The organism is Pseudomonas sp. KU26590 (genome assembly GCF_026153515.1).
In the GTDB taxonomy this organism is placed as follows: Bacteria; Pseudomonadota; Gammaproteobacteria; order Pseudomonadales; family Pseudomonadaceae; genus Aquipseudomonas.
In genome coordinates, this window is record NZ_CP110644.1 from 4,730,355 (window position 1) to 4,752,832 (window position 22,478).

Sequence of the window (22,478 nt, forward strand, 5' to 3'; positions counted from 1 at the left end):
ATTTTTCGTGCGCCGTTGAACTGTCAAAAGGCCATGCCCGGATGAAGAAACCATGTGACCCAACATCCGGGCGCGATCAAGCGGCTTGTGACCATGCTTGCAACAGAGAGTTGCAGCACGGAATGCAGCCGGAGTGGCAAGCCTGCGATGACTCCCCTCCCCTCTCGTAAAGTCTGGACGCCATGCTGACCTGGTTACAACGCGACACCCTTGATTTTCCTGCGCTGGAAAAAGCCATGCGCGAGCCCAATGGACTGCTGGCCGGCGGCGGCGATTTGTCTGCCGATCGCCTGATCGCCGCCTATCGGCATGGCTGTTTCCCCTGGTATCAGCAGGGCCAGCCGATTCTCTGGTGGTCGCCGGACCCGCGCACCGTGCTCTTTCCGGATGAGCTTCATGTGTCACGCAGTCTGGGCAAGCTGCTGCGCCAGGGGCGTTATCGGGTCACCTTCGACCAGGATTTTGCGGCGGTCATTCAAGCGTGCGCCGAGCCCCGCGCCTACACCGACGGCACGTGGATCACCGACTCCATGCAGGCGGCCTACATTGAACTGCACGCGAGAGGCTTCGCCCACAGCGTCGAAGTCTGGGACGGCGACGCGCTGGTAGGCGGCTTGTACGGATTGGCGATGGGCCAGCTGTTTTTCGGTGAATCGATGTTCAGCCGCGCCGACAACGCTTCCAAGGTCGGTTTCGCGACGCTGGTCGGACATTTACAGTCGTGGGGATTTGCCCTGATCGATTGCCAGATGCCCACCGACCATCTGCAAAGCCTCGGCGCGCGATCCATTCCACGGCAGACCTTCGCCGACTGCCTGCGCGAACACCTGGATAAGAGCACTTGCGCCGACTGGTTGCCTAGGCGAGTTTGAGTCGGCTGGCATACACTCTTAACTCAAGTTTCTCTCGAGGGTTGATCATGACCGAGCTGGCGCGGCTGAAGTTCTATGCCACTCAACCCCACTCCTGTAGCTACCTGCCCGAGGAACAAGCCACCACGCTGTTTCTCGACCCCAGCCAGCCGATGGACGTCCAGGTCTATGCCGACCTTTCGGACATGGGGTTTCGCCGCAGTGGCGATCATCTTTACCGTCCGCACTGCCAGAACTGCAGCGCCTGTGTGCCTGCGCGCATTCCTGTCGGACTGTTCGTGCCCGATCGTCAGCAGAAACGTATTTTCAAAAGGAACGCCGACCTCGAAGTGACGAGCACCAAGCCGCATTTCAGTGAGGAGTATTTCGACCTCTATCAGCGCTACATTGAACAGCGCCATGCCGATGGCGATATGTTCCCCCCCAGTCGCGACCAGTTTTCCACCTTTCTGGTGCGGGACCTGCCGTTTTCGCGTTTTTACGAATTTCGCCTCGAGGGCCGGCTGCTCGCCGTGGCAGTCACTGATCTGCTGCCCAATGGGCTTTCTGCCGTTTACACGTTCTACGACCCCTCCGAGGATCGCCGAAGTCTGGGGCGTTACGCGATTCTCTGGCAGATCGCCGAAGCCGCACGCATGCAATTGCATGCGGTGTACCTCGGCTATTGGATAAAAAACTGCAAAAAGATGAATTACAAGACCCAATATCGCCCCATCGAACTGCTCACCAATCAAAGATGGGTCACTCTTTACTGAAGCCCTTGGCTTAACCCTCAATTTTCGGGCACAATGCAGCCCGCTTTTGCCTGGCTGCCGTTTGCACCGGGCCATTCATTGGATACCGAGGGCTTTACTGCATGTCGAAAGAAGACAGCTTCGAAATGGAAGGCACTGTCGTCGACACCCTGCCCAACACCATGTTCCGTGTGGAGTTGGAAAATGGGCACGTCGTAACCGCGCACATCTCCGGCAAGATGCGCAAGAACTACATCCGCATTCTTACCGGCGACAAGGTCCGCGTTGAGCTGACGCCCTACGACTTGAGCAAAGGGCGCATCACTTACCGCGCCCGCTAACAGGTCTTAACAAAAACGCCCGGCACATGCCGGGCGTTTTTGTGTGCGCGCGATTCAAGACCATGAAGCCAACAAAAAAGGCGCCAATCGGCGCCTTTCAGGTTTATTGCAGTGAACCGAAACGTCAGGCCATCTCAGCCGTGGTCTCGTATTCGAACGTGATCTCGCCGTCTTTGACGTCGATGTGTACAACACCGCCGCGCTCGGACAGCTCGCCGAAGAGGATTTCCTCCGCCAGCGGGCGCTTGATCTTGTCCTGAATCAGACGTGCCATCGGACGCGCACCCATCGCTGCGTCGTAACCGCCTTCGGCCAGGTAACCCCTCACCGCGTCGGTCACTTCCAGCTGTACACGCTTGTCTTCCAGCTGCGCCTGAAGTTCGGTAAGGAACTTGTCCACCACACTCTTGATAACCTCATGGCTGAGGCGACCGAATTGAATGATGGTGTCCAGACGGTTGCGGAATTCCGGCGTGAAACTCTTCTTGATCACTTCCATCGCATCAGAGGAGTGATCCTGATGGGTGAAACCGATCGAAGCACGCGCCGCCGTTTCTGCACCGGCGTTAGTGGTCATGATCACGATCACATTGCGGAAGTCCGCCTTGCGCCCGTTGTTATCGGTGAGCGTCCCGTGGTCCATCACCTGCAGCAGCAGGTTGAAGACTTCCGGGTGCGCCTTCTCGATTTCATCGAGCAGCAGCACGCAATGCGGCTGTTTGGTGACCGCTTCAGTCAGCAGGCCGCCCTGATCAAAACCGACGTAGCCCGGCGGTGCACCGATCAGACGCGATACGGTGTGGCGCTCCATGTACTCGGACATGTCGAAACGCACCAGCTCGATACCCAGCGCTTTGGCCAGTTGACGCGCGGCCTCGGTCTTGCCGACACCGGTCGGACCTGCGAACAGGAACGAACCGACAGGCTTGTCCGGCGACTTGAGGCCCGCGCGCGACAGCTTGATCGCGGTGGACAGCGAGTCGATGGCGGCATCCTGACCAAAAACGGTCAGCTTCAGGTCACGCTCCAGATTACGCAGCAACTCCTTGTCGGAGCTGTTGACGTGCTTTGGGGGGATCCGTGCGATCTTCGCCACGATGTCTTCAACCTGCGGCACTTCAATGCGCTTGACGCGCATTTCCACCGGTTGCAGCCGCTGATAGGCGCCCGCCTCGTCAATCACGTCAATGGCCTTGTCGGGCATGTGACGGTCATTGATGTAGCGCGATGCCAGTTCGGCAGCGGCACGCAGGGCTTCGTCGCTGTACTCGATATTGTGATGCTGTTCGAAACGGCCTTTCAGGCCGCGCAGGATGCTGATGGTGTCTTCGACTGACGGCTCGGAGACGTCGACTTTCTGGAAGCGACGGGCCAGCGCACGGTCTTTCTCGAAGATGCCGCGGAATTCCTGGAACGTGGTCGAACCGATGCAACGGATATCACCCGACGACAATAGCGGCTTGAGCAGGTTGGAGGCGTCCATCACGCCACCTGACGCAGCACCCGCACCGATGATGGTGTGGATTTCGTCGATGAAGAGGATCGCGTGCGGACGTTTCTTCAACTCGCCGAGCAGCGCCTTGAAGCGTTTTTCGAAATCCCCACGGTACTTGGTACCGGCCAGCAGTGCGCCCAGGTCGAGGGAGTACACGACGCTGTTGGCCAGCAGGTCCGGCACCTGGTTGTCGACGATGCGCTTGGCCAGACCTTCGGCAATGGCGGTTTTACCCACCCCGGCCTCGCCCACCAGCAGCGGGTTGTTCTTGCGGCGCCGCGCGAGAATCTGAGCGACGCGCTCGACTTCCATCTCGCGCCCTACCAGCGGATCGATGCGGCCTTGACGGGCCAGCTCATTCAGGTTGCTCGCATAGGCATCCAGAGGATTGCCTGAGGAAGAAGACTCACCGCCCTCGTCATCCTGCATATCTTGCTCACCTTCAGATTGATCGCCATGCCCAGGCACTTTGGAAATACCGTGGGCGATATAGTTGACGACATCGATACGGGCAACGCTCTGCTGCTTGAGCAGAAACACTGCCTGGCTTTCCTGCTCGCTGAAGATCGCCACCAGCACGTTTGCGCCAGTGACCTCCCGCTTGCCGGAGCTCTGCACATGAAAAACCGCACGCTGTAGAACGCGCTGGAAGCCGAGTGTAGGTTGGGTCTCGCGATCCTCGTCATGGACGGGAATCAGCGGCGTGGTGGAGTCGATGAACTCCTGGAGGTCGTGTTTGAGTTTGTCGAGGTTTGCGCCGCAGGCACGCAGTACGGTGGCGGCAGCCTCATTGTCCAATAGGGCCAGCAGGAGATGCTCAACGGTCATGAACTCATGACGTTTCGAGCGGGCCTCCTTGAAAGCCAGATTGAGGGTGACTTCGAGCTCACGGTTTAACATAGCTTCACCTCATACCCAAGTGTCCGGCGTTTAACCGTCCTTCTCGATTTCACAGAGTAGCGGATGCTGGCTTTCCCTGGCGTACTGGTTGACCTGCATAGCCTTGGTCTCGGCGATGTCGCGGGTAAACAATCCGCAAACGGCCCGTCCCTCTGTATGGACGGCCAGCATGACCTTGGTCGCCAGCTCACGATTCAGGTTGAAAAACACCTCGAGCACTTCGACAACGAAATCCATCGGGGTGTAGTCATCGTTGAACAAAACCACCTTGTACATCGGCGGCACCTGCAATGTCGGCTTGGCTTCCTGTACAGCGGTGCCCGACGCATCGTCCTCATGGGGATGCGAGTCATCCTGATTGAATGTTAGTCGAATCTTGCTGATTGCATGCATGGTAAAGAAGGTTCACAGAGGACGTGATTGAAATAAATGGTGGCGGTGATACCGGTTTTCAACTGGACCGCCGCTTGACCTTGACTATCGGCCAATCAGTGTTACAAACAATAGAACCCACATTGGGTAAAAAGGGTCCGCGCAGTCAACCAAAATTTTTTAGGTCCGGCGGATGAGAGGTGATGATACTCCCATCGGAGTCCTTTGCAGAGGGATGTGACTATGCACAGCGGTAAGGTCAAGTGGTTCAACAACGCCAAGGGGTATGGCTTCATCGTTAAAGACGGCGAGTCTGAAGACCTGTTCGCGCACTACTCGGCGATCACTATGGAAGGCTATAAAACGTTGAAGGCCGGCCAACCGGTTCAGTTCGAGATCATTCAAGGCCCCAAGGGCAAGCACGCCGTGGGAATCAGCGCTCAAGTAACCGCTGCAGCCCCTGGGTCAGTCTCTCATCACGAAAGACAGCCAGAGACGCAGCGTGCATAGCGCAACAATCACGCCTGAGCCGGACCGTTCAAGCGCGAGATTCGAAAAGCCGGTGAATCCGTCGAGGGTTGGCCGGCTTTTTTTGTGCCCTGCACATCTCGCTCCGTACATCTATACCGTACATCTATATAGAGGTGAACGAACGCAGCCGTGGCGCAGCTGCGCCTTTAGTCGAAATCCGGTGGGTGACTGGACCAGCCGCATCGGCCTCAGACCACTGCGACAGGTTGCCGCAGGCCCCGTGATACAAGGGTTCAAGGGTTTTCAGAGAAAATCATGACACCTCCCGAGACCCGCATCATGGTCCAGGGCACCGCAAAGCCGTCACACGAGTACCGTAGTAATGGCCGGGTGCGGTGATATACTCAGCGCCGGTGACCGTTGGGTCATTGGGGGCCGGACCACCTGAACTCAGGCTTTCAGCCCTCGACAGGCCAGACCGCTACCCGGGTCTGACCGTTTGACGCTCGACTGATGCACCCCCTATCACGCGACGAAATTCTCGACTTTCGGCTCATCGATACTTTGGGCGAAAGTGCCTACCCTGCGCATCTCGAAATTTTGTGTACGCTCAGCAAAGAAGAGAGTTATCCCGAAAATGTCCATCCGCTCGAAGATCATCTACACCTTCACTGACGAAGCGCCAGCCCTCGCCACCTACTCACTGTTGCCTATCATCGAAGCGTTCACCGCCTCCGCTGACATCGCCGTTGAAACCCGCGACATCTCGCTTGCAGCCCGCATCCTCGCCAGCTTCCCCGAGCGCCTGGGTGACAAGAAGGTTTCCGACGATCTGGCAGAGCTGGGCCAACTGGCGACCACGCCGGAAGCCAACATCATCAAGCTGCCGAACATCAGCGCCTCGGTTCCTCAACTGAAGGCCGCGATCAAGGAACTGCAAGCCAAGGGCTACGACATCCCGAACTACCCGGATGAAGTCGTCACCGAAGCCGACAAGGTTGCCCTGGCTGGCTACGACAAAGTGAAAGGCAGCGCCGTTAACCCGGTTCTGCGTGAAGGTAACTCTGATCGCCGAGCGCCGCTCTCCGTCAAGAACTTCGCACGCAAGCACCCGCACAAAATGGGCGCCTGGGCTGCGGACTCCAAGTCCCACGTGGCGCACATGGATAACGGCGACTTCTACGGCAGCGAAAAATCTTCGCTGATCGAAGCCGCTGGCGCCGTGAAGGTCGAGCTGATCGGCAAGGACGGCAGCACCACCGTGCTGAAGGACAAGACTTCGGTACTGGCGGGCGAGATCATCGACTGCGCGACCATGAGCAAGAAAGCCCTGCGTGCTTTCGTGGCCCGTGAAATCGAGGACGCCAAGAAGCTTGGCGTGCTGTTCTCGGTGCATTTGAAAGCCACCATGATGAAGGTCTCGGACCCGATCATGTTTGGTGAGTTTGTCGCCGAGTACTATCAGGAAGCGCTGAGCAAACACGCTGACGTTCTGAAAGAAATCGGCTTCAACCTGCACAACGGCATCGGCGACCTGTACGCCCGCATCAAAGACCTGCCAGCCGACCAGCAAGCGCAGATCGAAGCGGACATCAAAGCCGTCTACGCGACCCGCCCTCCTCTGGCGATGGTCAACTCCGACAAGGGCATCACCAACCTGCACGTGCCGAGCGACGTCATCGTCGACGCCTCGATGCCGGCGATGATTCGTGATTCCGGCAAGATGTGGAACAACGACGGCGTCCTGCAGGACACCAAGGCCGTGATTCCGGATCGTTGCTACGCGACCATCTATCAGGCGGTGATCGAAGACTGCAAGCAACACGGCGCCTTCGACCCGACTACCATGGGCAGCGTGCCAAACGTTGGCCTGATGGCGCAGAAAGCCGAAGAGTACGGCTCGCACAACAAAACCTTCCAGATCGAAACCGATGGCGTGGTCCGTGTGACCGACGACAAAGGTCAGGTCTTGATGGAGCAGAATGTTGAAGCCGGCGACATCTGGCGCATGTGCCAGACCAAGGACGCGCCGATTCAGGACTGGGTCAAACTGGCCGTCAACCGTGCGCGCCTGAGTGGCACACCGGCCATTTTCTGGCTGGACCCTGAGCGTGCCCACGATGCGGCGATGATCAAGAAGGTCGAGCACTACCTGAAGGATCACGACACTGCAGGCCTGGACATCAGCATCCAGTCGCCAGTCGACGCGATGAAGGTCTCCCTGGATCGTATCCGCGCGGGCAAGGACACCATTTCGGTGACCGGCAACGTGCTGCGCGACTACCTGACCGACCTGTTCCCGATCATGGAACTGGGCACCAGCGCCAAGATGCTCTCCATCGTGCCGCTGATGAGTGGCGGTGGTCTGTTCGAAACCGGCGCAGGTGGTTCGGCGCCCAAGCACGTTCAACAGCTGAACGAAGAGAACTTCCTGCGCTGGGATTCGCTGGGCGAATTCCTGGCACTGGCCGCGTCTCTCGAGCACCTGGGCAACGTCTACCACAACCCGAAAGCGCTGATACTTGCCACTGCCCTGGACAAAGCCACCGGTCAGTTCCTGGACAACAACAAGTCGCCATCGCGCAAGGTCGGCGGTATCGACAACCGTGGCAGCCACTTCTACCTGGCCACCTACTGGGCTCAGGCTCTGGCGGCACAGACTGAAGATACAGCGCTGCAAGCCAAGTTCACCGAGCTTGCAAAAACCCTGGCTGACAACGAAGCGACCATCGTCGCCGAGCTGAACAGCGTACAGGGCAAGCCATTGGACATCGGCGGCTACTACTTCCCTACCCCGGAACTGGCCAGCAACGCGATGCGCCCAAGCAAGACGCTGAACGACGCGATTAATGCGCTGAAGTAAGGCGTGCCGATGGGCGACTGAAAAGCTGCTTAGTGCGATAAGAAAGCCCTAGCCATTGCGCCGGGGCTTTTTTTTGCTGACTGACACCGCTCCCTGTAGGAACCATCGGAGGTTACGACGGTGGCGAATGCGGTTTACCTGACACTGCGCATCGCGACCCTCGTAAACTCGGATGGCTCCTACAAATAACGAGAAGCCCCAATGACCTGGCACCCCCACATCACCGTCGCAACCGTCATCGAAGACAACGGCCGTTTTCTGTTCGTCGAAGAATTGAAAAACGGCAAGCTGGTGCTCAATCAGCCTGCCGGGCACCTGGAGCCTGATGAGACGTTGCGTGAAGCGGCTATCCGCGAAACCCTGGAAGAAACCGGCTGGGACGTCGAACTGACCGGCGTCGTCGGCATTTACCTGTACACCGCGCCGAGCAATGGCGTGACCTATCAGCGCGTGTGTTTTTCGGCCAAAGCAGTGCGACACTATCCCGAGCGTGTGCTGGACACCGGCATCGTCGGCGCGCCCTGGTTCAGCCGCGACGAACTCGCCAGCCAACCGGAGCGCTGGCGCAGCGAGCTGGTCTTGCGCTGCGTGGACGACTACCTGACAGGTCCGACTCACCGCCTGGAGGTGGTACGCGACTGACTGGCCTCTTCCCGGCTGAAGCCGGTCCTACAGACCGTATGCACCCCGTAGGACCGGCTTTAGCCCGGACAGCGTCAGAGGTCACACCGCAGACTCTGGTTGTTCGTTCAGGCCCATTCCCGGCTGAAGCCGGTCCTACAGACCGTATGCACCCCGTAGGACCGGCTTTAGCCGGGAAAGCGTCAGAGATCACACCGCAGACTCTGGTTGTTCGTTCAGGCCCATTCCCGGCTGAAGCCGGTCCTACAGACCGTATGCGCCCCGTAGGACCGGCTTTAGCCGGGAAAGCGTCAGAGATCACACCGCAGACTCTGGTTGTTCGTTCAGGCCCATTCCCGGCTGAAGCCGGTCCTACAGACCGTATGCACCCCGTAGGACCGGCTTTAGCCGGGAAAGCGTCAGATGCAGCACCGCAGACTCTGGTTGTTCGTTCAGGCCCATTCCCGGCTGAAGCCGGTCCTACAGACCGTATGCACCCCGTAGGACCGGCTTTAGCCGGGAAAGAGTCAGAGGTCACACCGCAACATTCAGGGTGTTCATTCAGGCCTCTTCCCGGCTGAAGCCGGTCCTACTAATCCCTTGCGTCTGTGCAACTGAATAGCTTTTAGCCTTGGCGCCGACTCCCTGCTAGAATCGCGCCCTTTCCTGCTGCTACCCAATCGAATTCCTATGTCTGATTCAGCCTTTTCCGATACAGAAAAGAAGCGCGTCATCGTCGGCATGTCCGGCGGCGTGGATTCTTCGGTCTCCGCCCTTCTGCTCATGGAGCAGGGGTACCAGGTGGAAGGCCTGTTCATGAAGAACTGGGAAGAAGACGACGGAACGGAATACTGCACCGCCATGGACGACCTCGCGGACGCCCAGGCCGTGTGCGACAAGATCGGCATCAAACTGCACACCGTAAACTTCGCGGCCGAGTACTGGGATCACGTCTTCGAGCACTTCCTCGAAGAATACAAAGCCGGACGCACGCCGAACCCGGACATCCTGTGCAACCGCGAGATCAAGTTCAAAGCTTTCCTCGACTACGCCTTCATGCTCGGCGCCGACCTGATCGCTACCGGTCACTACGTGCGTCGCCGTGACATCGACGGCCGTACCGAACTGCTCAAGGGCCTGGACCCGAACAAGGACCAGAGTTACTTCCTCCACGCAGTCGGCGGCGAGCAGATCGCCAAGACCCTGTTCCCGGTCGGTGAACTGGAGAAGCCCGAGGTGCGCGCCATCGCCGAGAAATACCAGCTGGCGACCGCGAAAAAGAAGGACTCGACCGGCATTTGCTTCATTGGCGAACGTCGTTTCACCGACTTCCTCAAGCAATACCTGCCCGCGCAGCCCGGCGAGATCAAGACCACCGAAGGCGAAGTCATCGGTCGGCATGCCGGCCTGATGTACCACACCATCGGCCAGCGCCAGGGCCTGGGCATCGGCGGCCTGAAAGATGCCGGCGACGAGCCGTGGTATGTACTGGTCAAGGACCTGGAGCACAACGAGCTGATTGTCGGCCAGGGCAACGAACACCCATGGCTGTTCTCCCGCGCCCTGCTCGCTTCGGAGATCTACTGGGTCAACCCGATCGACCTGACCAGCCCGCGTCAGCTGACCGCCAAAGTGCGGTACCGCCAGAGCGACCAGCGCTGCACCCTGGAACGCACCGAAACCGGTTACCGCGCCACCTTCGACGAGCCGCAACGCGCGGTAACGCCGGGCCAGTCCGTGGTGTTTTACGACGGCGAGGTCTGCCTGGGTGGCGGCGTCATCGAAATCGCCGAGCCGTGGCACACCAGGGATGCACGTTGATGACCCCGATTCAGGAACAACTTGTCGCCCTGGCCGGGGTCTTTCAGGCCGCCGTACTGGTCGATCGCATCGCCAAGACCGGTCAGGCCGGTGAAGCCGCCGTTGGCTGCCTGATGGGCACGCTGATGGTCATGGACCCGAAGGACACGCTGGACGTGTTCGGCGGCGACGATCTGAATCTGCACGAGGGTTACCGCGCCCTCGCCAGCGCCCTTGAACGCGATCCGGCCACGCTGCAGCGGGAACCCTTGCGTTATGCCCTGGCGATGCTGGGCCTGGAGCGCCAGCTGTCCAAGCGCGATGACATGCTCGACACCATCGGCAAGCGCCTGCCGCAGATCAAATCCCAGGTGGAGCATTTCGGTATCGCTCACGAGAACGTCATTGCTGCCAGCGGCGCGCTGTACCAGGACACCCTGAGCACCTTGCGTCAGCGGATTCAGGTCCACGGTGACATGCGCAACCTGCAGCAACCCAACAATGCGTCGAAAATCCGCGCGCTGTTACTGGCCGGGATTCGCTGCGCGCGACTTTGGCGACAAGTGGGCGGTCACCGCTGGCAACTGGTGATCAGCCGCCGCAAGTTATTGAAAGAATTGTATCCATTGCTCCACCGCTGAGTGGCGAATGCCATGAAGTTCGCTCCGAACCCGACATCGCGCGACTCATAACGGTCAGCCAGCCTCGGCTGACCAGAGTTTTCATGTATGATACGCGCCCCTTTTCGTTGCCCGACAGTCCGAGAACACCCCATGCAGCTTTCTTCGCTCACTGCGGTTTCCCCTGTAGATGGCCGCTACGCCGGCAAAACCCAGGCCCTGCGCCCGATTTTCAGCGAATACGGCCTGATCCGTTTCCGCGCCCTGGTGGAAGTACGCTGGCTGCAACGCCTGGCGGCTCACCCGCAGATTCCTGAAGTCCCGGCGTTTTCCGCTGACGCCAACGCCATCCTCGATGCCCTGGCCAACGACTTCGCCCTCGAGCACGCCGAGCGCGTGAAAGAGATCGAGCGCACCACCAACCACGACGTCAAAGCCATCGAGTACCTGCTCAAGGAGCAGGCTGCGAAGTTGCCGGAGCTGGCCAAGGTCAGCGAGTTCATTCACTTCGCCTGCACCAGCGAAGACATCAACAACCTGTCCCACGCGCTGATGCTGCGCGAAGGCCGTGACACCGTGCTGCTGCCGCTGATGCGTCAGATCGCCGAGTCGATCCGCGAACTGGCGATCCGTTTCGCCGCCGTGCCGATGCTCTCGCGCACCCACGGTCAACCGGCCTCGCCGACCACCCTGGGCAAGGAACTGGCCAACGTCGTTTACCGCCTGGAGCGTCAGATCGCTCAAGTGGCCGCCGTGCCGCTGCTGGGCAAGATCAACGGCGCCGTCGGCAACTACAACGCGCACCTGTCGGCCTACCCGGACATCGACTGGGAAGCCAACGCCCGCGCCTTCATCGAAGACGAGCTGGGCCTGGGCTTCAACCCCTACACCACGCAGATCGAGCCCCACGATTACATTGCCGAGCTGTTCGACGCGATTGCCCGCTACAACACGATCCTGATCGACTTCGACCGCGACATCTGGGGCTACATCTCCCTGGGCTACTTCAAGCAACGCACCATCGCCGGTGAAATCGGTTCGTCGACCATGCCGCACAAGGTCAACCCGATCGATTTTGAAAACTCCGAAGGCAACCTCGGCATCGCCAACGCGCTGTTCCAGCATCTGGCCAGCAAGTTGCCGATCTCCCGCTGGCAGCGCGACCTGACCGACTCCACCGTGCTGCGCAACCTTGGCGTGGGCTTCGCTCACAGCGTGATTGCCTACGAAGCGAGCCTCAAAGGCATCAGCAAGCTGGAGCTCAACGAGCAGAAGATCGCCGCCGATCTGGACGCTTGCTGGGAAGTCCTGGCCGAGCCGATTCAAACGGTCATGCGTCGCTACGACATCGAGAACCCGTACGAGAAGCTCAAGGAATTGACGCGCGGCAAGGGCATCGGCCCTGAAGCGCTGCAGACCTTCATCGACGGCCTGGACATGCCTGCCGAAGCCAAGGCCGAGCTGAAGAAGCTCACGCCGGCGAACTACATCGGCAACGCCGTGGCGCAAGCCAAGCGCATCTGAAAGCACTGCACACGCTCTGAACGCCCGGCTGAGCCGGGCGTTTTTATTCCCGTCGTAAAAACTCGTTTTTTCAATAGGTTACACATGAATCCTGACATCCCTCTTCAGCTCCTAGGTGGCATCACAGCGCGCGAGTTCCTGCGTGACTACTGGCAGAAGAAACCGTTGCTGATCCGTCAGGCCATTCCGGATTTCCAGAGCCCGATCGACGCCGATGAACTGGCCGGCCTGGCGCTGGAAGAAGAAATTGAATCGCGCCTGGTGATCGAGAAAGGCGAGCGCCCATGGGAGCTGCGTCGCGGCCCGTTCGCCGAGGACGACTTCAGCAAATTGCCGGAGCGCGAGTGGACCCTGCTGGTCCAGGCCGTGGATCAGTTCGTGCCTGAAGTCAGCGAACTGCTGGAAAACTTCCGCTTCCTGCCGAGCTGGCGCATCGATGACGTGATGATCAGCTACGCCGCGCCAGGCGGCAGCGTCGGCCCGCATTTCGACAACTACGACGTGTTCCTGCTGCAGGGCCACGGCAAGCGTCACTGGCAGATCGGCCAGATGTGCGACTCCGAGAGCAAACTGCTTGAGCACGCCGACCTGCGCATCCTCGCCGATTTCCAGGGTACCGACGAGTGGACGCTGGAACCGGGCGACATGCTTTACCTGCCGCCGCGCCTGGCCCATTGCGGCGTCGCGGTGGATGAGTGCCTGACCTACTCGGTGGGCTTCCGCGCGCCAAGCGCCGCCGAAGTGCTGACCCACTTCACCGACTTCCTCAGCCAGTTCATGCCTGAAGAAGAACGCTACACAGATGCCGACGCCCAGCCGGTCAGCGATCCGCACCAGATCCAACACGACGCCCTCGACCGCCTGAAGGGCTTGCTGGCCGAGCACATGGGTGACGAGCGCCTGCTGCTGACCTGGTTCGGCCAGTTCATGACCGAGCCTCGTTATCCCGAGCTGGTGGTTGGCCCGGAACTGGTCGAGAGCGAGCTGCTCGACAGCCTGGAACAGGGCGCCGTACTGATCCGCAACCCGAGCGCGCGACTGGCGTGGTCGGAAGTCGACGACGATCTGTTACTGTTCGCCAGCGGTCAAAGCCGTCTGTTGCCGGGCCATCTTCGCGAACTGCTGAAAATGATCTGCGCGGCCGATGCGCTGCACATCGACAATCTGGGCCAGTGGCTGGCAGATGACGATGGACGTAACCTGCTCTGTGAGCTGGTCAAACAAGGAAGTCTGGGGTTTGCTGATGAATAAGATCCACGTACGGGTAGCCGACTGGCAGAAAGACAACGCCGACATTCGGCGCATTCGTGACGCCGTGTTCGTGTTTGAACAGTCGGTTCCGCCCGAACTGGAATGGGACTCGGAAGATGCAGGCGCACTGCACTTTCTGGCGCTTGAAGGGGATTACGCCGTGGGCACCGCGCGCTTGCTCGCCGATGGTGAATTTGGCCGCTTGTCCGTCCTCAAGGACTGGCGCGGCCTCAACGTGGGTGAGGCGTTGATCACCGCGATCCTCGCCGAAGCGGAGCGCCGCGACCTGAAACAGACGCGACTCAGCGCGCAGGTTCATGCCACTGCGTTGTATGAGCGCTTTGGCTTTACCGTGGTCAGCGACGAGTTTCTCGAAGCAGGCCTGCCCCATGTGGACATGGTGCGTCACTCGCACTGATTGCACTTGGCGACATTTGCGCCCCGTCGTTCGCGCTTCAGCCGCCTAAGCTGAACGCGAGCGCCGGGGCGTTTTGCTGTCTGCGATTCAACTTGGTGCTGCCCAGGCCGACAAACTGGCAAACTCGTCGTTTAGACGCGCCTCTCGCGGAGACCCCACCGATGTCAATACGCACCCTGCTCGCTTCACTGCTGCTGGCTTGCAGCTTCACGGCGGCGGCCGCCACTGAAGTCATCCCCCTGAATTACCGCACCAGCGATGAGCTGCTGCCCACCGTGAAGTCGTTTCTGGGCAACGAAGGCAGCGTCAACGCCTATGGCAACAAGCTCATCGTCAACGCCGAACCGGACAAGATCAGCGAACTGCGCGACCTCCTCGGCCAGCTCGACACGGCGCCCAAGCGTCTGATGATCAGCGTCGACACCAGCGACAGCACGGTGCAGAGCGGCCAGGGCTACTCGGTCAACGGCACCGTGCGCTCCCAGGACGGACGCATCAGCGCCGACGGCCGGACGCGCATCCAGAATTACGGCACCGCCAGCCGCGAGGGTGGCGTGCAACAGGTTCAGGCCAACGAAGGGACGCCGGCGCTGATCCAGATGGGCCAGAGCATACCGATCACCTCGGTTCAGTCCGACGGCTATGGCTACCCGCAGACCAACACGCAATACCGCAACGTGACTCAGGGCTTCTATGTCACGGCGACGGTCACCGGTGACATCGTCCATCTGAACATCAGCACCAACAACGACCGCATGAGCCAGCAACAGGCTGACGCGATCAAGGTGCAGAGTACCGACACGCAAGTCAGTGGTCGGCTGGGTGAGTGGATCACGCTGGCCGGCGCCAGCGACCAGTCCCGTGCCGACGAACACGGCGTCGTCCGACGTTACTCGACACAGGGCAGCAACGACATGCAGCTGCGGGTGAAGGTCGATAGCCTGGATTGAGGGGACATCGTTTACGCCTCCACTGAATCGACGCCCTGCAATCTGTAGGATTTCGCACCAGACGTAGGTAATGACATCGATCCTGAGACTCAACGGCCTCACTGATGATGTAGTGCCCGATACGGCACTACATCTAGTCCCTCTCCCGTGACCGCCCCGTATTCACGGTGACTTCCCCTTCCAGCACTTGCCCGCCCGAAACTGACCGACAAGTCGCATTGGACGAAAAATGTAGTGCTACTAAAAAAGCACTACAAAGTGTTTGACGAGGCAAAATTGCCGAGGCATGATGGCCTCGCTCCCGCTGATCAGAGACTGTGCAGAACGCCTCCTGATCGCGCCCGAACTCAACACGTTCGTGGCGATTAGCGTCATTTACGCCCACAAGGCAGCTTCATCGCCTCATCATCTCGATGGCGAATAACCTTACTGAGAAAAACATGCTCTCCGATTCAGCGAGCAGCCATCAGTGCGCCTTGAAGAAAGACCGGCGCCGGCGAAGCAAGGAGCTTCACCTCAAGACCCACAACACCAAGCAACGAGGTTTACCCCATGGCACTGACACGCGAACAACAAATTGCAGCCATCGAGAAAGACTGGGCCGAGAATCCACGCTGGAAAGGCGTAACCCGCACCTATTCCGCTGCTGACGTCGTCCGCCTGCGTGGCTCGGTTCAGCCTGAACACACGTTTGCAAAGCTGGGCGCTGACAAGCTGTGGAACCTGGTAACTCAGGGCGCCCGGCCTTCCTTCCGTCCCGACAAGGATTTCGTCAACTGCATGGGCGCACTCACCGGTGGCCAGGCCGTGCAACAAGTCAAAGCCGGCATCCAGGCGATCTACCTGTCTGGCTGGCAAGTCGCGGCGGACAACAACTCCGCCGAATCGATGTACCCCGATCAGTCGCTGTATCCGGTGGACTCGGTGCCGACGGTGGTCAAGCGGATCAACAACTCGTTCCGCCGCGCCGACCAGATCCAGTGGAAAGCCGGCAAGAACCCGGGCGACGAAGGTTATATCGATTACTTCGCGCCGATCGTTGCCGACGCCGAAGCTGGTTTCGGCGGCGTGCTCAACGCTTATGAGCTGATGAAGAGCATGATCGAGGCAGGCGCTGCCGGCGTGCACTTCGAAGACCAACTGGCCTCGGTGAAAAAATGCGGCCATATGGGCGGCAAGGTTCTGGTCCCCACCCAGGAAGCGGTACAGAAGCTGGTGGCCGCCCGCCTGGCGGCTGACGTTGCCGGCGTGCCGACCATTATTCTGGCGCGCACCGACGCCAACGCTGCGGACCTGCTGACGTCGGACTGCGACCCGTACGACCAGCCGTTCGTGACCGGGACCCGCACGCCGGAAGGCTTCTACAAAGTACGGGCCGGCCTGGACCAGGCGATTGCCCGCGGCCTGGCGTACGCGCCATATGCCGATCTGATCTGGTGTGAAACCGCCAAGCCGGATCTGGACGAGGCCCGTCGCTTCGCCGAAGCGATCAAGAAGGAATACCCGGATCAGTTGCTGTCCTATAACTGCTCGCCGTCTTTCAACTGGAAGAAGAACCTGGACGACGCGACCATCGCCAAATTCCAGCGCGAGCTGTCGGCAATGGGCTACAAGCATCAGTTCATTACCCTGGCGGGCATTCACAACATGTGGCACAGCATGTTCAACCTGGCCCATGACTACGCCCGCAACGACATGACCGCCTACGTGAAACTGCAAGAGCAAGAGTTCGCCGACGCCGCCAAGGGTTACACTTTCGTGGCGCACCAGCAGGAAGTGGGCACCGGTTACTTCGATGACATGACCACGGTCATTCAAGGTGGCAAGTCTTCGGTGACGGCACTGACTGGGTCGACGGAAGAAGAACAGTTCCATTAAGCCATCACATGACCTGAGTTCAGAAGTCGCCTTCGGGCGGCTTTCTGCTAACAATTTCGGAATTAACCTACGCTTCTAGTCAACTATTAGCGATAGAAAACCCCCATCACGGCTTGAAAGTTAATTAATCAGGCAAGCAATAATCGGCTAACTTCGTTCGGATAAATAACGGGAACTTCGTCACTTTCCAGTGACACGCATCAAACACCCCTGCCAAATGATATTTATTATCATTTAAGCCTGGCCAAACTGTCGGCCCGTCGTGAGAAACATATTTCTCCAAACCCTCTTCAATGCCCGCCCCTGCTGGGGCTAAGCATGAAAACCGTGACCTATCTCATTAATCCTGCGAATAAATTTGATGCAGAAAATTTACTTGCCCTCCTTTTGCACATAAAATCCCGGAATTGATCGCACTGCGACATATCGTCACTGCTTCTACTTCTTCCAAGCCCAGAGACGTTTGCTCTCTGTTAAGGACTGCCAGCATGCCCGACTCGACAGGATTGATTGCCCACAATTGGGGCTTCGCCGTGTTTCTTCTTGGTGTCGTCGGCCTCTGCGCCTTCATGCTCGGCCTCTCCAGCCTGTTGGGTTCCAAAGCCTGGGGTCGCAGCAAAAACGAACCGTTCGAATCCGGCATGCTGCCCACCGGCGGCGCCCGTCTGCGGCTCTCGGCAAAATTCTATCTGGTCGCGATGCTCTTCGTGATTTTCGACATTGAAGCCCTCTTTCTGTACGCCTGGTCTGTGTCCGTCCGCGAAAGCGGCTGGACCGGCTTCGCCGAAGCGCTCGTTTTCATAGCAATTCTGTTGGCAGGTCTTGTCTACCTATGGCGGGTAGGGGCGCTCGATTGGGCTCCCGTTGGTCGTCGTAACCGGCAGGCGAAGCTAAAACAATGAGGCTTTGGCAATGCAATATAATCTCACCAGGATCGACCCGGATGCTCCTAACGAGCAGTACCCCATCGGCGAACGCGAAGTCGTTTCCGATCCGTTAGAAGACCAAGTCCACAAAAATATCTACATGGGCAAGCTCGAAGACGTACTGAACGGTGCCGTCAACTGGGGTCGCAAGAACTCCCTTTGGCCGTACAACTTCGGTCTGTCGTGCTGCTATGTGGAAATGACCACCGCCTTCACGGCGCCCCACGACATCGCGCGCTTTGGCGCCGAAGTCATCCGGGCATCGCCACGTCAGGCGGATTTCATGGTCATCGCCGGCACACCGTTTCTGAAGATGGCCCCGATCATCCAGCGCCTCTACGAGCAAATGCTGGAGCCCAAGTGGGTCATCTCCATGGGCGCCTGTGCCAACTCCGGTGGCATGTACGACATCTATTCCGTGGTTCAGGGCGTGGATAAATTCCTCCCTGTGGATGTTTACGTGCCCGGCTGCCCGCCCCGTCCAGAGGCATTTCTGCAAGGCTTGATGCTGTTGCAGGAATCCATTGGCAAGGAGCGTCGTCCCCTTTCCTGGGTCGTCGGTGACCAGGGCGTTTATCGCGCCGAGATGCCGTCGCAGAAGGAACAGCGCCGCGAACAGCGTATTGCGGTGACCAACCTGCGCAGCCCCGACGAAGTCTGATCCAGTTTTTCTTTTACAAAAAGAAGCCTGAACCTGGGTTCATTCTGTACGTTGACCGATAGCGATCGAGACCTATGACTGCAGACACCGCTCTGTACATCCCGCCTCACAAGGCTGACGACCAAGAGGTCGTCGTTGAACTCCATAACCGTTTTGGCGCTGAAGCCTTCACCGCCCAGTCCACTGTCACTGGCATGCCCGTGCTGTGGGTGCAACGTGCCCGGCTGGTTGAAATCCTGACCTTCCTGCGTCAGATGCCCAAGCCGTACGTGATGCTTTACGACCTGCATGGGGTCGACGAACGCCTGCGCACCAAGCGCCGTGGCCTGCCGGACGCCGACTTCACCGTGTTCTATCACTTGATGTCGATAGAACGTAACAGCGACGTGATGATCAAGGTCGCGCTGTCCGAAAGCGACCTGAGCATGCCGACCATCACCGGCATCTGGCCGAACGCCAACTGGTACGAGCGTGAAGTGTGGGACATGTTCGGGATCGACTTCCCGGGCCACCCGCACCTGACCCGCATCATGATGCCGCCGACCTGGGAAGGTCACCCGCTGCGCAAGGACTTCCCGGCCCGTGCCACCGAATTCGACCCGTACAGCCTGACACTCGCCAAACAGCAACTGGAAGAGGAAGCCGCGCGTTTCCGTCCGGAAGACTGGGGCATGAAGCGTTCCGGCACCAACGAGGACTACATGTTCCTCAACCTGGGCCCGAACCACCCTTCGGCCCACGGTGCGTTCCGCATCATCCTGCAGCTGGACGGTGAAGAGATCGTCGACTGCGTGCCGGACATCGGTTACCACCACCGTGGCGCCGAGAAGATGGCCGAGCGCCAGTCCTGGCACAGCTACATTCCGTACACCGACCGCATCGATTACCTCGGCGGCGTGATGAACAACCTGCCGTACGTGCTCTCGGTCGAGAAACTGGCCGGCATCACCGTGCCGGATCGGGTCAACGTCATTCGCATCATGATGTCCGAGTTCTTCCGTATCACCAGCCACCTGCTGTTCCTGGGGACCTACATCCAGGACGTGGGCGCCATGACCCCGGTGTTCTTCACCTTCACCGACCGTCAGCGCGCCTACACCGTGATCGAAGCCGTCACCGGCTTCCGCCTGCACCCGGCCTGGTTCCGCATCGGTGGCGTTGCCCACGACCTGCCGCGCGGCTGGGAGAAGCTGGTTAAAGACTTCATCGACTGGATGCCCAAGCGTCTGGACGAGTACACCAAGGCGGCCCTGCAAAACAGCATACTTAAAGGTCGTACCGTCGGCGTTGCCGCGTACAACACCAAGGAAGCGCTGGAATGGGGCGTCACCGGGCCTAGCCTGCGGGCGACCGGTCTGGACTTCGACCTGCGCAAGGCGCGTCCGTATTCGGGTTACGAGAACTTCGAGTTCGAAGTGCCCCTGGCCCACGATGGCGACGCCTACGATCGCTGCATCGTGCGCGTCGAAGAGATGCGCCAGAGCCTCAAAATCATCGAGCAGTGCATGCGCAACATGCCGGCCGGCCCGTACAAGGCGGATCACCCGCTGACCACGCCGCCGCCGAAAGAACGCACCCTGCAGCACATCGAAACCCTGATCACGCACTTCCTGCAGGTTTCGTGGGGCCCGGTCATGCCGGCCCAGGAATCCTTCCAGATGATCGAAGCGACCAAGGGCATCAACAGTTATTACCTGACGAGCGACGGCGGCACCATGAGCTACCGTACCCGGATCCGCACCCCAAGCTTCCCGCATCTGCAACAGATCCCTTCGGTGATCAAAGGCAGCATGGTCGCGGACTTGATTGCGTACTTGGGTAGTATCGATTTCGTTATGGCCGACGTGGACCGCTAAGCATGAACAGCACGCTTATCCAGACAGACCGTTTCGCCCTGAGCGAATCCGAGCGCTCGGCCATCGAGCACGAAATGCATCACTACGAAGACCCGCGTGCGGCGTCCATCGAAGCCCTGAAGATCGTTCAGAAGGAACGCGGCTGGGTGCCAGACGGCGCGATCTACGCGATCGGCGAAGTGCTGGGCATTCCCGCCAGCGACGTCGAAGGCGTGGCGACGTTCTATAGCCAGATCTTCCGTCAGCCGGTAGGCCGCCACATCATTCGCGTCTGCAACAGCATGGTGTGTTTCATCGCCGGTCACGAAGACATCGTCAGCGAGATACAGAGCAAGCTGGGCATCGGCCTGGGCCAGACCACCGCCGACGGCCGCTTCACGCTGTTGCCGGCCTGCTGCCTGGGCAACTGTGACAAGGCGCCGGCGGTGATGATCGACGACGACACTTTCGGCAATCTGCAGCCCGCGGGCGTCGCCCCGCTGCTGGAGGGTTACGTATGACCATCACTTCCTTCGGCCCCGCCAACCTGATCGCCCGCGCCCCGGAAACCCATCCGCTGACCTGGCGTCTGCGCGATGACGGCGAGCCGGTGTGGCTCGATGAATACCAGAAGAAAGACGGTTACGCAGCGGCGCGCAAAGCGTTCGCCACGCTCTCGCCTGACGAAATCGTTCAGGCCGTCAAAGACTCGGGCCTCAAGGGTCGCGGCGGCGCAGGCTTCCCCACGGGCGTGAAGTGGGGGCTGATGCCCAAAGACGAATCCATGAACATCCGTTACCTGCTGTGTAACGCCGATGAAATGGAGCCGAACACCTGGAAGGACCGCATGCTGATGGAGCAACTGCCCCATCTGCTCATCGAAGGCATGCTGATCAGTGCTCGCGCACTGAAGGCCTACCGCGGTTACATCTTCCTGCGCGGCGAATACACCACCGCTGCGGTGCACCTGCGCCGTGCGGTGAAAGAAGCCGAAGCGGCCGGCCTGCTGGGCAAGAACATTCTCGGCACCGGCTTTGATTTCGAACTGATCGTGCACACCGGCGCCGGGCGTTATATCTGCGGCGAAGAAACCGCGCTGATCAACTCCCTGGAAGGCCGTCGCGCCAACCCGCGTTCCAAGCCGCCCTTCCCCGCTGCCGTGGGCGTATGGGGCAAGCCGACCTGCGTTAACAACGTTGAAACCCTGTGCAACGTCCCGGCCATCGTCAACAACGGCAACGATTGGTACAAAGCCATCGCGCGTCCGGGCAGCGAAGACATGGGCACCAAGATCATGGGCTTCTCCGGCAAGGTGAAGAACCCGGGGCTGTGGGAACTGCCATTCGGCCTGCCAGCACGCGAGTTGTTCGAAGACTACGCGGGCGGCATGCGTGACGGCTTCAAGCTCAAGTGCTGGCAACCCGGTGGTGCAGGCACAGGCTTCCTGCTTCCCGAGCATCTGGATTGCCAGTTCTATGCAGGCGGTGTTGCCAAAGTGGGCACGCGGATGGGCACCGGCATGGCGATGGCGGTTGATGACAAGGTCAACATGGTCTCGCTGATGCGCAACCTGGAAGAGTTCTTCTCCCAGGAATCGTGTGGCTTCTGCACACCGTGCCGCGATGGCCTGCCGTGGAGCGTGAAAATCCTGCGTTCCATCGAGAAAGGCGAGGGGCAACCGGGCGATATCGAGACCCTGCTGGGCCTGGTTAACTTCCTCGGCCCTGGCAAGACGTTCTGTGCTCACGCACCGGGCGCCGTGGAACCGCTGGGCGCCGCCATCAAGTATTTCCGGTCTGAGTTCGAAGCAGGTATCGCCCCGGCACGTCCGGGCAGCCTGACTCAAGTCAGCAGCCCGACGGTGGTTGGCGCATAACGAGATAAACGGTTGGCGGCCCACAAGGCCGCCTTCCCTGCATCCGACGACGCCGTGAGGCTGTTTGAGT

Annotated in this window: 20 protein-coding genes; 18 read left to right on the top strand and 2 right to left on the bottom strand. The window is 59.6% G+C overall.

Going from position 1 to position 22,478, the window contains the following annotated elements; all coding sequences use genetic code 11:
- The first annotated feature begins 182 nt into the window (after nucleotides 1-182).
- The 3 genes from aat (at nucleotide 183) to infA (ending at nucleotide 1,947) form a co-directional block, all read left to right on the top strand.
- A complete protein-coding gene (gene aat / locus OKW98_RS21075; RefSeq protein WP_265386505.1) occupies nucleotides 183-872 on the top strand; it encodes a leucyl/phenylalanyl-tRNA--protein transferase in 690 nt (229 codons plus the stop codon).
- A gap of 47 nt (nucleotides 873-919) precedes the next feature.
- Nucleotides 920-1,627, top strand: a complete 708-nt coding sequence (locus tag OKW98_RS21080) for an arginyltransferase (RefSeq protein ID WP_265386506.1) — start codon at nucleotides 920-922, stop codon at nucleotides 1,625-1,627.
- 101 nt (nucleotides 1,628-1,728) lie between these two features.
- Nucleotides 1,729-1,947: a translation initiation factor IF-1 gene (gene infA, locus OKW98_RS21085; RefSeq protein ID WP_002553999.1), complete on the top strand. Its 219-nt coding sequence runs from the start codon at nucleotides 1,729-1,731 to the stop codon at nucleotides 1,945-1,947.
- A 124-nt stretch (nucleotides 1,948-2,071) separates the two neighbouring features.
- Here the strand turns inward: infA and clpA are convergent, their stop codons facing one another.
- Both clpA and clpS read right to left on the bottom strand, forming a co-directional pair.
- Nucleotides 2,072-4,342, bottom strand: coding sequence for an ATP-dependent Clp protease ATP-binding subunit ClpA (gene clpA, locus OKW98_RS21090; protein WP_265386507.1), 2,271 nt, complete (start codon nucleotides 4,340-4,342; stop codon nucleotides 2,072-2,074).
- A gap of 30 nt (nucleotides 4,343-4,372) precedes the next feature.
- Nucleotides 4,373-4,735, bottom strand: coding sequence for an ATP-dependent Clp protease adapter ClpS (clpS, locus tag OKW98_RS21095; protein WP_237252308.1), 363 nt, complete (start codon nucleotides 4,733-4,735; stop codon nucleotides 4,373-4,375).
- Between the two features lie 222 nt (nucleotides 4,736-4,957).
- Here clpS and cspD point away from each other — a divergent pair, with 222 nt between their 5' ends.
- The 15 genes from cspD (at nucleotide 4,958) to nuoF (ending at nucleotide 22,408) form a co-directional block, all read left to right on the top strand.
- Nucleotides 4,958-5,224 carry a cold shock domain-containing protein CspD gene (gene cspD / locus OKW98_RS21100; protein ID WP_265386508.1) on the top strand — a complete coding sequence of 89 codons (267 nt, stop codon included), beginning with the start codon at nucleotides 4,958-4,960 and terminating at the stop codon, nucleotides 5,222-5,224.
- A gap of 598 nt (nucleotides 5,225-5,822) precedes the next feature.
- Nucleotides 5,823-8,048 carry an NADP-dependent isocitrate dehydrogenase gene (locus OKW98_RS21105; protein WP_265386509.1) on the top strand — a complete coding sequence of 742 codons (2,226 nt, stop codon included), beginning with the start codon at nucleotides 5,823-5,825 and terminating at the stop codon, nucleotides 8,046-8,048.
- A 201-nt stretch (nucleotides 8,049-8,249) separates the two neighbouring features.
- Entirely contained in the window at nucleotides 8,250-8,690 is a 441-nt protein-coding gene (locus OKW98_RS21110) for an NUDIX hydrolase (protein ID WP_265386510.1), read from the top strand.
- Nucleotides 8,691-9,359: 669 nt separating this feature from the next.
- Nucleotides 9,360-10,490: a tRNA 2-thiouridine(34) synthase MnmA gene (gene mnmA / locus OKW98_RS21115; protein ID WP_265386511.1), complete on the top strand. Its 1,131-nt coding sequence runs from the start codon at nucleotides 9,360-9,362 to the stop codon at nucleotides 10,488-10,490.
- Nucleotides 10,490-11,110, top strand: a complete 621-nt coding sequence (gene hflD / locus OKW98_RS21120; RefSeq protein WP_265386512.1) for a high frequency lysogenization protein HflD — start codon at nucleotides 10,490-10,492, stop codon at nucleotides 11,108-11,110. The genes mnmA and hflD overlap by 1 nt, the downstream gene beginning before the upstream one ends.
- Before the next feature lie 132 nt (nucleotides 11,111-11,242).
- The gene (gene purB, locus OKW98_RS21125) at nucleotides 11,243-12,613 is read left to right on the top strand and encodes an adenylosuccinate lyase (protein WP_265386513.1); all 1,371 of its coding nucleotides are present in this window, start codon (nucleotides 11,243-11,245) and stop codon (nucleotides 12,611-12,613) included.
- An 84-nt stretch (nucleotides 12,614-12,697) separates the two neighbouring features.
- The gene (locus OKW98_RS21130) at nucleotides 12,698-13,864 is read left to right on the top strand and encodes a cupin domain-containing protein (protein ID WP_265386514.1); all 1,167 of its coding nucleotides are present in this window, start codon (nucleotides 12,698-12,700) and stop codon (nucleotides 13,862-13,864) included.
- Nucleotides 13,857-14,282 (top strand): GNAT family N-acetyltransferase, encoded by a 426-nt coding sequence (locus OKW98_RS21135; RefSeq protein ID WP_265386515.1) that lies wholly within the window; start codon nucleotides 13,857-13,859, stop codon nucleotides 14,280-14,282. Before OKW98_RS21130 ends, OKW98_RS21135 begins: the two co-directional genes overlap by 8 nt.
- Before the next feature lie 161 nt (nucleotides 14,283-14,443).
- Nucleotides 14,444-15,232 carry a secretin N-terminal domain-containing protein gene (locus OKW98_RS21140; RefSeq protein ID WP_265386516.1) on the top strand — a complete coding sequence of 263 codons (789 nt, stop codon included), beginning with the start codon at nucleotides 14,444-14,446 and terminating at the stop codon, nucleotides 15,230-15,232.
- A gap of 552 nt (nucleotides 15,233-15,784) precedes the next feature.
- Nucleotides 15,785-17,110, top strand: a complete 1,326-nt coding sequence (aceA, locus tag OKW98_RS21145) for an isocitrate lyase (RefSeq protein WP_108122807.1) — start codon at nucleotides 15,785-15,787, stop codon at nucleotides 17,108-17,110.
- A gap of 488 nt (nucleotides 17,111-17,598) precedes the next feature.
- Nucleotides 17,599-18,012: an NADH-quinone oxidoreductase subunit A gene (locus OKW98_RS21150; RefSeq protein WP_037008823.1), complete on the top strand. Its 414-nt coding sequence runs from the start codon at nucleotides 17,599-17,601 to the stop codon at nucleotides 18,010-18,012.
- A 10-nt stretch (nucleotides 18,013-18,022) separates the two neighbouring features.
- Nucleotides 18,023-18,697: a NuoB/complex I 20 kDa subunit family protein gene (locus OKW98_RS21155; RefSeq protein ID WP_265386517.1), complete on the top strand. Its 675-nt coding sequence runs from the start codon at nucleotides 18,023-18,025 to the stop codon at nucleotides 18,695-18,697.
- A 74-nt stretch (nucleotides 18,698-18,771) separates the two neighbouring features.
- The gene (nuoC, locus tag OKW98_RS21160; RefSeq protein WP_265386518.1) at nucleotides 18,772-20,553 is read left to right on the top strand and encodes an NADH-quinone oxidoreductase subunit C/D; all 1,782 of its coding nucleotides are present in this window, start codon (nucleotides 18,772-18,774) and stop codon (nucleotides 20,551-20,553) included.
- Nucleotides 20,554-20,555: 2 nt separating this feature from the next.
- A complete protein-coding gene (gene nuoE, locus OKW98_RS21165; protein WP_065989124.1) occupies nucleotides 20,556-21,053 on the top strand; it encodes an NADH-quinone oxidoreductase subunit NuoE in 498 nt (165 codons plus the stop codon).
- A complete protein-coding gene (gene nuoF / locus OKW98_RS21170) occupies nucleotides 21,050-22,408 on the top strand; it encodes an NADH-quinone oxidoreductase subunit NuoF (protein ID WP_133777188.1) in 1,359 nt (452 codons plus the stop codon). The genes nuoE and nuoF overlap by 4 nt, the downstream gene beginning before the upstream one ends.
- Nucleotides 22,409-22,478: the final 70 nt, after the last annotated feature.

Bases quoted from the DNA above. Each gene is read 5' to 3' on its own strand.
- aat (WP_265386505.1), top strand. From the start codon at position 183: ATGCTGACCTGGTTACAACGCGACACCCTTGATTTTCCTGCGCTGGAA.
- OKW98_RS21080 (WP_265386506.1), top strand. From the start codon at position 920: ATGACCGAGCTGGCGCGGCTGAAGTTCTATGCCACTCAACCCCACTCC.
- infA (WP_002553999.1), top strand. From the start codon at position 1,729: ATGTCGAAAGAAGACAGCTTCGAAATGGAAGGCACTGTCGTCGACACC.
- clpA (WP_265386507.1), bottom strand. From the start codon at position 4,342: ATGTTAAACCGTGAGCTCGAAGTCACCCTCAATCTGGCTTTCAAGGAG.
- clpS (WP_237252308.1), bottom strand. From the start codon at position 4,735: ATGCATGCAATCAGCAAGATTCGACTAACATTCAATCAGGATGACTCG.
- cspD (WP_265386508.1), top strand. From the start codon at position 4,958: ATGCACAGCGGTAAGGTCAAGTGGTTCAACAACGCCAAGGGGTATGGC.
- OKW98_RS21105 (WP_265386509.1), top strand. From the start codon at position 5,823: ATGTCCATCCGCTCGAAGATCATCTACACCTTCACTGACGAAGCGCCA.
- OKW98_RS21110 (WP_265386510.1), top strand. From the start codon at position 8,250: ATGACCTGGCACCCCCACATCACCGTCGCAACCGTCATCGAAGACAAC.
- mnmA (WP_265386511.1), top strand. From the start codon at position 9,360: ATGTCTGATTCAGCCTTTTCCGATACAGAAAAGAAGCGCGTCATCGTC.
- hflD (WP_265386512.1), top strand. From the start codon at position 10,490: ATGACCCCGATTCAGGAACAACTTGTCGCCCTGGCCGGGGTCTTTCAG.
- purB (WP_265386513.1), top strand. From the start codon at position 11,243: ATGCAGCTTTCTTCGCTCACTGCGGTTTCCCCTGTAGATGGCCGCTAC.
- OKW98_RS21130 (WP_265386514.1), top strand. From the start codon at position 12,698: ATGAATCCTGACATCCCTCTTCAGCTCCTAGGTGGCATCACAGCGCGC.
- OKW98_RS21135 (WP_265386515.1), top strand. From the start codon at position 13,857: ATGAATAAGATCCACGTACGGGTAGCCGACTGGCAGAAAGACAACGCC.
- OKW98_RS21140 (WP_265386516.1), top strand. From the start codon at position 14,444: ATGTCAATACGCACCCTGCTCGCTTCACTGCTGCTGGCTTGCAGCTTC.
- aceA (WP_108122807.1), top strand. From the start codon at position 15,785: ATGGCACTGACACGCGAACAACAAATTGCAGCCATCGAGAAAGACTGG.
- OKW98_RS21150 (WP_037008823.1), top strand. From the start codon at position 17,599: ATGCCCGACTCGACAGGATTGATTGCCCACAATTGGGGCTTCGCCGTG.
- OKW98_RS21155 (WP_265386517.1), top strand. From the start codon at position 18,023: ATGCAATATAATCTCACCAGGATCGACCCGGATGCTCCTAACGAGCAG.
- nuoC (WP_265386518.1), top strand. From the start codon at position 18,772: ATGACTGCAGACACCGCTCTGTACATCCCGCCTCACAAGGCTGACGAC.
- nuoE (WP_065989124.1), top strand. From the start codon at position 20,556: ATGAACAGCACGCTTATCCAGACAGACCGTTTCGCCCTGAGCGAATCC.
- nuoF (WP_133777188.1), top strand. From the start codon at position 21,050: ATGACCATCACTTCCTTCGGCCCCGCCAACCTGATCGCCCGCGCCCCG.